We start from the raw sequence: 12,161 nt of genomic DNA, 5'->3' as shown, positions 1-12,161 counted from the left end.
AAAAGCAGAAAGCAAAAAGCTATAAAAGCGAATGACCGAAGCGATTAATAAAATAATCTACGCTTCGGTCATTCGCTTTTATAGCTTTTTGCTTTCTGCTTTTTGCTTTCAGCTTAGTGCATGAATTCTTTAATATCCTGCATGATTCTTTTCGCGATATTATCCGCGGTGGTTTCATTCTGGCTTTCTGCGTAAATGCGGATAATTGGTTCTGTGTTGGAGGTACGGAGATGTACCCAGTCTTTGTCGAACTCAATTTTCAGCCCGTCTTCTGTATTTAAAGGTTGGTTTTTGTACTTCACCTTAATTTTTTCGAAGATAGTTTTGACATCTACCCCTTTATCCAGCTCAATTTTATTTTTAGAGATGAAATAGTCAGGATAGCTGTTACGCAATGCTTTGATGCTTTTTTTGCTGTGGGCAAGATGGCTCAGGAAAAGACCAATGCCAATCAGCGCATCGCGGCCATAGTGCAGGTCCGGAACAATGATACCTCCATTGCCTTCTCCGCCGATTACCGCGTGGGTATCTTTCATCTTCTTCACCACATTTACTTCACCTACTGCTGAAGGCGTGTATTGACCGCCATGTTTCAGGGTAATGTCCTTCAATGCCTGTGTGGAAGACATATTGGAAACGGTGTTTCCTTTTCTTTTACTTAATACGTAATCTGCTACGGCTACCAGGGTATATTCTTCTCCAAACATGCTACCATCTTCGCAAACAAAGCAAAGACGATCCACATCCGGATCTACCGCGATACCCAGGTCCGCGTTGGATTTATTCACTTCGTTGGAGAGGGCGGTCAGGTTTTCTGCCAGCGGTTCAGGATTGTGACTGAATTTACCATTCACTTCTCCAAACAATACCTCTACTTCTTCCACACCCAATGCTTTTAACAAAGGAGGAACAAATAAAGCGCCGGTAGAATTTACCGCGTCTACTACGATCTTGAAATTACGGGCCTTAATGGCTGGAACATCTACCAGTGGATAGTTTACCACCAGGTCTACGTGTTTCTGTAAATAAGAGTCATCTAATGTGTAGGTACCCAGCTTATTTACATCCGCGAAGTTGAAGTCTTCACGTTCTGCAATGTCCAACAGTGTTGCGCCATCCTCTCCTGAAATAAATTCGCCTTTACTGTTCAGTAATTTCAGCGCATTCCATTCTTTCGGATTATGACTGGCGGTGAGAATAATACCGCCGGCGGCATTTTCCATAGTGACCGCCAGTTCTACGGTAGGAGTGGTAGAAAGACCCAGGTCTACTACATCAAATCCTAGTCCGTTCAGGGTGGATACCACCAGGTTTTTCACCATTTCGCCGKAAATACGACCATCACGGCCGATCACCACCTTACGGTTTTCTGTTGCACGGCTCAGCCAGGTGCCATAAGCTGCCGTGAATTTTACCACATCTAATGGAGAAAGTCCCTCGCCGGGCTTACCGCCTATGGTTCCGCGTATGCCGGATATCGATTTGATCAGTGCCACAAGATTCTGTTTTTAAGGAAGGCAAATATAAAAAAATCCATTCCAGAAATCCTAATTATGAATAGATGACGAAAGAGCAGAAAGCAGAAAGGAGAAAGCAAAAAGCTATTGTAGCGGAGATATAAGTGATGATAGCGAATATATTACTTATTAATCGCTTATATCTCCGCTACAATAGCTTTTTGCTTTCTCCTTTCTGCTTTCCGCTTTTTCGATATATTTGCAGCTACGCTTTTAAAAAAACAGCTATACGTTACATGCAATACTCGTGGAAGAATATACCCCGGTATATTCGTTATGTGTTTGTTCAAACGCTTTACCTCTTCCTCCTGATGGTAATGTTCAGGGCGATTTTTTACCTGTTCTTCTTTAAAACTACCATCACAGACCACGCTGCCATCCTGAAAGCCTGGAACCTGGGATTACGCTTCGATATGAGGCTTACCCTTTACCTGATGGTCCCCATATTGCTATTGGCACTGATTACCCGTAACAAATTCTTTACGTCTAAGCCCATACGCAAAACCAACTTTATATATTTCTTCCTGGTTTACCTGCTGCTTACCCTGCTGTATATCCTCGACCTCGGACATTACGATTACCTCGGTCAGCGCCTGGACCCTTCTGTGCTAAGGTTCCTCGCCAAAGGAGAAAGAGCCGATAACGCCCGCATGGTATGGCAAAGTTATCCGGTGGTAAGAGGGGCGCTGGGTATTTTCATCTTCATGTTCCTCGTATATCGCCTGCAGAAGGCCACCTGGAAAAGATTTGCTGCACAACCGGTTATTTATCTCCGCAACTGGCCTTTTATCGGCTATACCATTGGGTTGGTACTGCTTTTCGCTGCCGGTATCTACGCCAATATTGCGTATTTCCCGCTGCGTTGGAGTCAGGCCATGTTCACCCGCGATAACGGCGTAACCAGTCTGGGACTCAATCCCATCCTGTATTTTGCTTCCAACTTATCTGTGAAAGGCGATACTTATAGCCTGGAAGCCACCAAAAAATATTATCCGGCCATTGCGAACTACCTGAAAGTAGACAATGCCAATACCGATAGCCTGAACTATGTGCGTACCATAGCCGGCGATGCTGTCAAACCTAAGCTCAACGTGGTTCTCGTGATGCTGGAATCTACAGGCGCTGCCGTGACCAGTATGTACGGTAATCCGATGCAGGCCACCCCGAATATGAAGCGACTGGCCGACAGCGGTATTCTGTTTAAGAACTTTTATGTACCCGCCGTCAGTACTGCCAAAACCGTATTTGGCGTGCATACCGGTTTACCAGATATTACGACGGTGAAAACCGCCAGCCGTCACCCTAAAATGCTGGATCAGCGTATTGTGATGGACCAGTTCAAAGGATATGATAGATTATACCTGTTGGGTGGAAACACCAACTGGGCCAATATCCGGGCAGTATTTACCAATAATGTGGAAGGTATCCGTATTTATGAAGAGGGCATGTATAAAGCCGCCAAAGCAGATGTATGGGGCGTTTCTGACTACGATCTGATCACAGAGGCCAGTGCCATCTTTAAAGAAGATAACGATAAGAAACAGCCCTTTGTAGCTTTCCTGCAACTGGCAGATAATCACCCGCCTTACACCACTACCAGCGGAGCTGGTGACTTTAAAGCGCTGACACAGAAAGAGATTGATATGAACAAGTTCAGGAAATCAGGCTTTGTGTCAATAGATCAGTTCAATGCGCTGCGGTATGAAGATTATAACGTAGGACATCTCATAGAGATGGCCCGCAAAGACGGTTATCTCGATAACACCGTTTTTATGTTCTTTGGCGATCATAACTGCGTACTGAATCCATACAGTTTCATGCCGTTGCCGGAATATGAACTGGGTACAGGCAGCGTACACGTAACGGCATTTATGTACAGTCCTAAACACCTGGCGCCACAGCAAATCATCACGCCTGGTAGTTTACTGGATGTGTATCCTACTATGGCCAAAATGGTGGGCATGCCTTATAAAAACTATACATTAGGCGGAGATCTGTTCGATAGCACCCGCGTAAATGATAAATATGTATTTGTATCGTATCTGCGCAATCAGATGCCTTATTATGCATTGCTGGGCGATCGTTACCTGTATGAAATCAACATGGCGACTAACGCCACCGGACTGTACGATCTGAAAACAGATCCGATGAAAAATATACAGGCTCAACAGGCGGATACCGCAAAAAGCCTCGATAATTTAACACGGGGCTTTTATGAAAGCACCCGATATTTGATGTTTAATAATAAAAAATAGCTAAAAGCTAGCTGCTAACAGCTTTATGGAAATAGATAAGCTTTGGTTTAAGGATTGGTTTAATTCTCCTTACTATCATTTGTTGTACAATAACCGCGATGATCGGGAAGCTGCTGCTTTTATCGATAAATTGCTGGCTTACCTGCAACCGGCTCCCGACGCTGAAATGCTGGACGTAGCCTGTGGGAGAGGACGACATGCCAAATACCTGGCAGATAAGGGGTATTATGCTACCGGAATAGATCTTTCCATTGAAAGTATTAATGCCGCCAAAAAGCTGGAAAACGATCACCTGAGCTTTTTTCAACACGATATGCGTTTACCGTTTTGGGTAAATTATTTCGATGTGGTGTTTAATTTCTTCACCAGCTTTGGTTACTTCGAATCTCAACGCGATAACGATAACGCATTACGTACCCTCACTAATGCCCTGAAGCCCGGAGGTAAGCTGGTACTCGATTATCTCAATAGCAATTATGTAGCTGCACACCTGGTACATGATGAAGTGAAAGAAAAGGAACAGGTGGTATTTGACATTCGCCGGGAACTGAACGACTACAAATTCAGAAAGCAAATCAGTATTCTCGATAAAGAAAAAATGCGCCGCGCTACTTATACAGAAAGCGTAAATGCCTTTACCAGAACAGACTTTGAGAAGATGTTTGCCAAGCAAGGGCTTGAAATAATAGAAATATTCGGCGACTATCACTTTAACAGTTATGATGAGCAGCGGTCGCCACGACTGATCCTCATTGCTACAAAATCATAGCCATGCTTGAATCAATACTGAAAGAAGACCTCAGGTTATTTCTTCATATAAATGCCCAATGGCATAATGCCGTCCTGGATGTGGTCCTGCCTTTTATGCGGGAGCCTTTCGTGTGGGCGCCTTTATACTTGTTCCTKGGTTTGTTTGTCACCATTAACTATGGCTGGAAAGGATTGTTCTGGATACTTTTTTTCCTGTTGTGTTTTGGGGTAGCAGATCAAAGCAGCCTTTTTCTGAAGGAAGCGATCGGACGAGTGCGGCCCTGTCGTGATCCGATTGTATCGCATTATGCCCGCGTGTTGGTTGTTTACTGCCCGATGAGCGGTAGCTTTACTTCCAACCACGCTGCCAATCATTTTGCGTTGGGTACCTTTTGTTTCATAACTTTAAAATCAGCATTTGGCCGGTATGCCTGGTTATTCTTTGCATGGGCCGCTATTATCGGTTATGCACAGATATACGTAGGTGTACACTATCCGTTAGACGTACTGGGTGGTGCGTTGATCGGTATGTTAATCGGCCTGCTCAGCGGCAGTTTCTTTCAACGCCGCATTAGGCTGGAGCCTGAACTCGCATCATGAACTGGAATTATCTGATATTAATACTGGCAGCAACTATTGTGGGTGGCATTATACCCATGACAGTAAAGCGTATTCATGCCAATTTCTCTATTTACCTGCTGGCTTTCACGGGAGCCTTCCTGTTTGGGGTGATTATCATGCACCTCCTGCCGGAAGTATATCATGAGCTGGGGCATCAGGCGGGTGTGTATATTGTAGCCGGATTTTTCCTGCAGGTATTTCTGCAGCAATTGTCGCATGGCATGGAACACGGCCATACACATGTAGCCACAGAGCAACATCATCATCATATTGCGGTAACTCCGTTGCTGCTGGGGCTGTCCATCCATGCGTTCATGGAGGGAATTCCCCTGGGCTTCAAATATGAGGATCAGTCTGCACTGCCTTCACTGATGGCGGGTGTGGCGGCACATAAAATACCAGAAGCGTTAACACTGATTACGGTGATGATGCACGCAAATAAAAAACGGTCGCAGCTCTGGCAGATACTGGTGGCTTTTGCCCTGGTAACGCCATTGGCGGCTATCCTGGCAGGATKGCTGGGAAGTCGTTTTGAAATTGTACAGCATTACCTGTTGTATGTGGTGGCGCTGGTAGTAGGCGCATTTTTGCATATTTCCACCACTATTTTTTATGAAAGTGGTACCAAACATCATGAACTCAGCAGGAAAAAGGTGATGGCAATCGCACTAGGACTGCTTTTGGCATTTCTTACCCTGATATTTGAATAATTTTTTATTTTTAGGCTTTATATATGGAAGTCGTCATTATCCTCATCCTTATTTTATTGAATGGCCTGTTCTCGATGTCCGAGATTGCAATGGTCTCAGCCCGGAAGATCCGTTTGGAAAACCAGGCCAATAAGGGGGATGAAAAAGCAAAAGCCGCTCTGAAGCTGGCTAATAATCCGGACACCTTTCTTTCTACCGTGCAAATCGGTATTACCCTGATCGGTATTTTAACGGGTATTTATTCAGGCGAAAACATCAAAACTGATGTGATGGCCTGGCTCAATACCTTTCCTGCTATACAGCCTTATAGCAGCATAGTAGCTACTGCTATCATTGTAGTAACCATTACTTATTTCTCCATGGTACTGGGCGAACTGGTACCTAAACGTATTGGGCTGGCCAAGCCGGAAGCAATCGCCAAAATCATGGCGAAGCCTATGCAGGTGCTTTCCTGGCTTACCTTTCCTTTTATCTGGTTATTATCAGCCTCCACAACAGTGCTGGTAAAGCTGTTCAACCTTAAGTCAGGAGAATCGTACGTAACGGAAGAAGAAATTAAGGCGATTATCAACGAAGGCACCAACTCAGGCGCCATTGAAGAAACAGAGCAGGAGATCATCGAAAGGGTATTCCATCTGGGCGATCGTAATATTACGTCGCTGATGACTTACCGCAATGATATTACCTGGCTGGATATCAACGAAGTGACGGGCGACTATCACCAGAAGGTGCATGATAGCCTGCATTCGGTGTACCCGGTTTGCGATGGACAAATAGACAGTATCAAGGGGGTTATCACCATCAAGGATCTGTATTCAGTGGCTGGTAAAACTGTGCCCCTGACAGATATTATCCGGAAGCCGCTCTTTGTGCCAGAGAATAATACCGCCTATCAGGTACTTGAAAAGTTTAAGGAAACCCATTTCCATGCAGCATTTATAGTGGATGAGTATGGTACGTTCCTGGGGATGATTACCCTGAATGATATCCTGGAAGCAATTGTGGGTGATATGCCTGAAACTGCCGAAAGCGATGATTATGAAATGGTGTTGAGAGAAGATGGTACCTGGCTGGTAGATGCCCAGATCCCGTTTTATGATTTCCTGGAAGAATTTGATAAAGAAGACTGGATGACCGAGTTTGAACAGGATTTTGATACCCTGGCCGGTTTCATTCTTCATCACCTGGAACATATTCCCAAAACAGGCGAAAAGTTCATCTGGCGAGACTTTACATTTGAAATAGTAGACATGGACGCGCATCGTATAGATAAAGTACTGGTTACACCGCCAACAACACAGGACGACGAGTAAAGCTACMTGCCCCCAAAGAAAAACCGTAATGACCGCATGCGTAATTACCCGTAATTCGTGCCGCAACGTTGTTATTTATTTGGATAAATCTAGCTTTATGCTAATTTTGAGCACTTTTTTACATATACAAATAATTTAATTTAAGATAAAATGGTTGCAATAGGAAGTAAGGCACTGTCGCTGGATGAAGTGAACAGGGTTCTTTTGGGCGGCGAGGAGCTGACATTGGAAACAGCGGCGCTGCAGCAAGTGGAAGCTAGTTTTCTATTCCTCGAGAAATTTTCAGCAAAGAAACTGATCTATGGCATCAACACCGGCTTTGGCCCGATGGCGCAGTATCGTATCAGTGATGAAGATACCTTCCAGTTACAGTTTAACCTGATCCGCAGCCATAGCTCTGGCACCGGTAAATGTATGTCGCCTTTGCATACCAAGGCGTTAATGATTGCCCGTTTGAGCAGTTTTATGCAGGCCCATTCCGGTATTCATCCGGAAGTAGTGCACCTGCTGAAAGACCTGATTAATAAAAACGTATATCCATGTGTGTTTGAACACGGTGGGGTAGGCGCCAGTGGCGACCTGGTGCAGCTGGCTCACCTGGCGCTGGTGTTGATTGGAGAAGGAGAAGTATGGTATGAAGATAAATATCAGCCTACGGCAGAAGTATTTGCCAGACTGAATCTGAAGCCGATTGGTATTCACGTGAGAGAAGGGCTGGCCATTATCAATGGTACATCCGCGATGACTGGTGTTGGACTGGTGAATCTTATTGAAGCGAAGAAGCTCCTGGGATGGTCAGTAGTATTGTCTGCTATGATCAATGAAATAGTAGAAGCTTTCGATGATCATCTTTCTGCAGAACTCAATGCCGTGAAAAAGCATGAAGGACAACAGCAGATTGCGGCAAAGATGCGCGAAATCCTGACAGGCAGCAAAATGGTGCGCCATCGTCCGGACCATCTTTATAAAGAACTGGAAGAAGAAATTTTTAAAGATAAAGTACAGGAATATTATTCCCTGCGCTGCGTACCACAGATCCTGGGCCCCGTATACGATACGCTGGCACATGCAGAAAAACTGGTGGTGCAGGAATTGAATTCTGTAAGCGACAACCCGGTAGTAGATCATCACCTGGAAAATGTTTTCCACGGCGGAAACTTCCACGGCGATTATGTCTCACTGGAAATGGACAAAATAAAAATTGCCATTACCAAATTATCAATGCTTGCGGAAAGACAATTAAACTACCTGTTAAATGATAAATTGAATCACAAATTCCCTCCGTTTATGAACCTGGGAAAACTTGGCTTCAATTTTGGAATGCAGGGCGTTCAGTTTACGGCTACATCAACAGTGGCGGAGAACCAGACATTATCGTTCCCGATGTACGTGCATAGTATTCCGAATAACAACGATAACCAGGATATTGTGAGCATGGGATGTAATGCTGCTATCATGACCAGCAAAGTAATAGAAAATACTTTCCAGGTATTGGCTATACAGGTAATGACGATGTTACAGGCAGTAGACTACCTGAATTGTCAGGATCGTTTGGCAGGTTTCTCTCATAAAGTATACGAGGAAGTAAGGGCGATATTTCCTAAATTTATTGAAGACAGCCCACGCTATAAAGACCTGCAAAAGATTCAGACGTACCTTAAAAATAATATGCCAATAGCGTTTTAGTACAGGTCCATTATTCGTAATTCGTAATTCGTAATTCAATGAAATGTGCATTAGTAACAGGTGGGTCCAGAGGGATAGGCAGGGCAGTTTGTATAAAAATGGCCGAAGCGGGTTATCACATACTCATCAACTACAAAGGCAATGAAGCGGCAGCACTGGAAACCCTGGAAGCGGTAAAAGCGAAAGGCAGTACCGGTGAGCTGTTACCATTTAACGTGGGCGATGCCGCAGAAGTGCAGCAGGTGCTGGGCGGATGGGTGGAAAATAATAAAGATCAGCAGATAGAAGTCCTGGTAAATAATGCAGGTATTCGCGAAGATTCTTTGATGTTCTGGATGAATGAAGCGCAGTGGGGAAATGTAGTGAACATCAGTTTAAATGGCTTCTTTAATGTAACCAAGCAGGTATTGAATAGCATGTTATTAAAACGTTACGGACGTATTATTAACATGGTGTCTTTGTCTGGTATCAAAGGGTTACCGGGTCAAACCAATTATTCTGCCGCCAAAGCAGGTGTAATTGGCGCTACCAAAGCGCTGGCACAAGAAGTAGCCAAAAGAGGCGTTACCGTAAATGCGATTGCGCCGGGATTTATTAAAACAGATATGACAGCCGAACTCAATGAAAAGGAACTGGCTGCACAGGTACCGATGAATCGTTTTGGTACACCGGAAGAAGTGGCGGAAGCTGTTGCTTTCCTGGCTTCCCGTGCGGCAGGTTATATTACGGGAGAGGTATTGAATATTAATGGAGGGTTGCACACGTAATTGCGTCAATATCCTGAGCTAAAGGCTAAACGCTAAAAGCTACAAGCTTATGAATAGAGTAGTGATCACTGGAATGGGAATCTACTCTTGCATTGGAAAAGATATGCAGGAAGTCAGAGATTCATTGTATCAGGGTAAATCTGGCATTGTGCTGGACCCAGAGAGGAAAACTTTTGGTTACCGGTCAGGATTAACCGGTTTTATAGAAAGACCTGAGCTCAAGGGGGTATTAGACCGCCGGGCCAGGCTCATGATGCCAGAACAGGCCGAGTTTGCCTATATGGCCACCCGTGAAGCCCTGGCGCAGTCAGGTATCACACAAGAATATATCGATACTACGCCCATCGGGCTTTTATATGGTAACGACAGCTCCGCAAAACCAGTGGTGGAAGCCAATGATATTATGCGGGCGAAGAAAGATACCATGCTGGTAGGTTCCGGTTCTGTTTTTCAGACCATGAACTCTACTGTGAATATGAACCTGGCCACCATTTTCAAACTCCGGGGAGTCAACTTTTCCGTGAGTGCAGCTTGTGCCAGCGGCTCTCATGCCATTGGCATGGGATATATGTTTATCCGCAACGGGATGCAGGATGCCGTCATCTGCGGCGGCGCCCAGGAAGTAAACGTATATGCCATGGGCAACTTTGACGCCATTGCGGCATTTTCTGTTAGGGAAAATGAACCGGCAAAGGCATCAAGGCCTTTTGACCGTGACCGCGACGGCCTCGTGCCCAGTGGTGGCGCAGCTACCGTTATCCTGGAAAGTCTGGAATCTGCCCAACGCAGAGGCGCCACCATTTTAGGAGAAGTACTGGGTTATGGTTTCTCTTCCAATGGCGCACATATCTCCAACCCAACGGTGGACGGCCCGGTACGGTCTCTGGAAATTGCCCTGAAAGACGCCGGACTACAACCCGGAGATATCGAATACATCAATGCACACGCCACCTCCACCGTGGCAGGGGATGCCAGCGAAGCCAAAGCGATTCATGAGGTATTTGGCGCTTCCAAACCCTATGTGAGCTCCACCAAATCTATGACCGGCCACGAATGCTGGATGGCAGGCGCCAGTGAAATTGTTTATTCCATGATCATGATGCGGGATGGCTTCATTGCCCCCAACATCAATCTGGAAAACCCCGATGATGACGCTGCCAAACTGAATATTGTAACTAATACAATTAATAAAAATTTTAATATATTTTTGTCGAACTCTTTCGGTTTTGGCGGCACAAATTCCTCTCTTATCGTAAGGGGGTGGAACGGACAGTAAATATTCTTAACTTTGACACCTGGATCAGGATCGTTAGACCAACTAAGATGTAAAACCAAATTTTAAAACGACCTATATCTGATTTCGCACTTTATGGACATTAATAAGATAATAGCTGTTACAAATACGTTTCTGGTAGAGGAGTTTGAAGCAAACCCTGGATTAATTAAGCCCGAAGCAAATATGAAATCCACACTGGATCTTGACAGTCTGGACTATATCGACATGGTGGTAGTAATAGAAGATAACTTTGGATTTAAAGTAAATCCGGAAGACTTCCAGTCTATCATCACCTTCCAGGATTTCTACGACTACGTAGCTGCTCGTGTTCAACAAAAAGAACTGGTGTAATGCCCTCCTGGCAAGGAAAGTCAAAAGGGAGCAAGTTTGGATATAGTTGTTTTGTTTTCCTGCTGAAGCATGGAGGAGTAATGCCAGCTTATCTGTTGCTCAGGTTCGTGGCTTTCTATTTTTTCGCATTTTCCTGGAGTTCCTCAAAACCTCTCTACGCATATTTCCGTACAAAAATTGGATACGGGAGGTGGCGCACGTTACTGAGCCTTTACCGTAATTATCATGTATTTGGCCAAACCCTGATCGACAAGGTGGTGGTGATGGCTGGTATCCGTAATAAATTCACCTTTGAATTTGAGGGTGAGCACTACCTGCGTGAAATGATTGCCGGCGGTAAAGGCGGTATCTTACTGAGCGCCCATCTGGGCAACTGGGAAGTAGCCGGACACCTCTTTAAACGCCTGCAAACCCGTATTAATATCGTGATGTTTGATGGTGAACACCAGCGGATTAAAGATTACCTCTCGGGCGTTACCGGCGACCGTAACATGAATATTATCGTCATTAAAGACGACCTGTCACATATCTACGCCATTAATGAAGCGCTGAATAACCAGGAAATGGTATGTATGCATGCCGATCGTTTTCTGCCTGGCAACAAAACCACTACCACTTCCTTTTTGGGCCAGGAGGCCCGTTTTCCCGTTGGCCCTTTTTTGCTGGCCGCTACCTTCCGGGTACCGGTTTCCGTAGTGTTTGCCTTCAAAGAATCCACTACCCATTACCATTTTTTCGCCACCGAGCCCCGGCTATATCACGGGCGCCGCAACCAGGGAGTGGAAAGTTCGCTCCGGGATTTTGTAAGCCATGTGGAAGAAAAAGTACAGCGCTATCCTGTACAATGGTTTAATTATTACGATTTTTGGGAATAATCCGTGTTTTTACTGTTCATAATTTCGTATAATTCTATTT

The 12,161-nt window shown here is 45.0% G+C and carries 11 protein-coding genes; 10 read left to right on the top strand and 1 reads right to left on the bottom strand.

Translation table 11 applies throughout. The features are described from left to right. Window positions 1-113: 113 nt before the first annotated feature. Window positions 114-1,496, bottom strand: a complete 1,383-nt coding sequence (gene glmM, locus AC1DFM_RS04760) for a phosphoglucosamine mutase (RefSeq protein ID WP_477075583.1) — start codon at window positions 1,494-1,496, stop codon at window positions 114-116. 257 nt (window positions 1,497-1,753) lie between these two features. On the opposite strand from glmM, the gene AC1DFM_RS04755 reads away from it, so the two are divergent. The 10 genes from AC1DFM_RS04755 to AC1DFM_RS04710 all read left to right on the top strand — a co-directional run bounded on the left by AC1DFM_RS04755 (window position 1,754) and on the right by AC1DFM_RS04710 (window position 12,121). Continuing rightward, a complete protein-coding gene (locus tag AC1DFM_RS04755) occupies window positions 1,754-3,772 on the top strand; it encodes an LTA synthase family protein (RefSeq protein ID WP_477075582.1) in 2,019 nt (672 codons plus the stop codon). A gap of 25 nt (window positions 3,773-3,797) precedes the next feature. Next, complete coding sequence (locus AC1DFM_RS04750) at window positions 3,798-4,541, top strand: class I SAM-dependent methyltransferase (RefSeq protein WP_477075581.1); 744 nt, start codon at window positions 3,798-3,800, stop codon at window positions 4,539-4,541. A 2-nt stretch (window positions 4,542-4,543) separates the two neighbouring features. Further along, window positions 4,544-5,122, top strand: a complete 579-nt coding sequence (locus AC1DFM_RS04745; protein WP_477075580.1) for a phosphatase PAP2 family protein — start codon at window positions 4,544-4,546, stop codon at window positions 5,120-5,122. Continuing rightward, window positions 5,119-5,853 carry a ZIP family metal transporter gene (locus AC1DFM_RS04740; RefSeq protein ID WP_477075579.1) on the top strand — a complete coding sequence of 245 codons (735 nt, stop codon included), beginning with the start codon at window positions 5,119-5,121 and terminating at the stop codon, window positions 5,851-5,853. Before AC1DFM_RS04745 ends, AC1DFM_RS04740 begins: the two co-directional genes overlap by 4 nt. Before the next feature lie 23 nt (window positions 5,854-5,876). Further along, window positions 5,877-7,166, top strand: a complete 1,290-nt coding sequence (locus AC1DFM_RS04735) for a hemolysin family protein (RefSeq protein WP_477075578.1) — start codon at window positions 5,877-5,879, stop codon at window positions 7,164-7,166. 150 nt (window positions 7,167-7,316) lie between these two features. Further along, complete coding sequence (flxA, locus tag AC1DFM_RS04730) at window positions 7,317-8,852, top strand: flexirubin biosynthesis tyrosine ammonia-lyase FlxA (protein ID WP_477075577.1); 1,536 nt, start codon at window positions 7,317-7,319, stop codon at window positions 8,850-8,852. Window positions 8,853-8,890: 38 nt separating this feature from the next. After that, entirely contained in the window at window positions 8,891-9,619 is a 729-nt protein-coding gene (gene flxB / locus AC1DFM_RS04725; protein ID WP_477075576.1) for a flexirubin biosynthesis SDR family reductase FlxB, read from the top strand. A 49-nt stretch (window positions 9,620-9,668) separates the two neighbouring features. Next, window positions 9,669-10,895 carry a beta-ketoacyl-[acyl-carrier-protein] synthase family protein gene (locus AC1DFM_RS04720; RefSeq protein ID WP_477075575.1) on the top strand — a complete coding sequence of 409 codons (1,227 nt, stop codon included), beginning with the start codon at window positions 9,669-9,671 and terminating at the stop codon, window positions 10,893-10,895. A gap of 93 nt (window positions 10,896-10,988) precedes the next feature. Next, complete coding sequence (locus tag AC1DFM_RS04715; RefSeq protein ID WP_477075574.1) at window positions 10,989-11,246, top strand: phosphopantetheine-binding protein; 258 nt, start codon at window positions 10,989-10,991, stop codon at window positions 11,244-11,246. Then, on the top strand, window positions 11,246-12,121 hold the full coding sequence (locus tag AC1DFM_RS04710) for an LpxL/LpxP family acyltransferase (protein ID WP_477075573.1): 876 nt from the start codon (window positions 11,246-11,248) through the stop codon (window positions 12,119-12,121). Before AC1DFM_RS04715 ends, AC1DFM_RS04710 begins: the two co-directional genes overlap by 1 nt. Window positions 12,122-12,161: the final 40 nt, after the last annotated feature.

It is taken from the genome of Chitinophaga sp. 05T412 (assembly GCF_056396465.1).
This window is presented reverse-complemented; position numbering and strand designations above follow the sequence as displayed.

What these genes read in the sequence shown, in the direction of transcription:
- AC1DFM_RS04755 (WP_477075582.1), top strand. Translation starts at nt 1,754, where the DNA reads ATGCAATACTCGTGGAAGAATATACCCCGGTATATTCGTTATGTGTTT.
- AC1DFM_RS04750 (WP_477075581.1), top strand. Translation starts at nt 3,798, where the DNA reads ATGGAAATAGATAAGCTTTGGTTTAAGGATTGGTTTAATTCTCCTTAC.
- AC1DFM_RS04735 (WP_477075578.1), top strand. Translation starts at nt 5,877, where the DNA reads ATGGAAGTCGTCATTATCCTCATCCTTATTTTATTGAATGGCCTGTTC.
- flxA (WP_477075577.1), top strand. Translation starts at nt 7,317, where the DNA reads ATGGTTGCAATAGGAAGTAAGGCACTGTCGCTGGATGAAGTGAACAGG.
- flxB (WP_477075576.1), top strand. Translation starts at nt 8,891, where the DNA reads ATGAAATGTGCATTAGTAACAGGTGGGTCCAGAGGGATAGGCAGGGCA.
- AC1DFM_RS04720 (WP_477075575.1), top strand. Translation starts at nt 9,669, where the DNA reads ATGAATAGAGTAGTGATCACTGGAATGGGAATCTACTCTTGCATTGGA.
- AC1DFM_RS04715 (WP_477075574.1), top strand. Translation starts at nt 10,989, where the DNA reads ATGGACATTAATAAGATAATAGCTGTTACAAATACGTTTCTGGTAGAG.
- AC1DFM_RS04710 (WP_477075573.1), top strand. Translation starts at nt 11,246, where the DNA reads ATGCCCTCCTGGCAAGGAAAGTCAAAAGGGAGCAAGTTTGGATATAGT.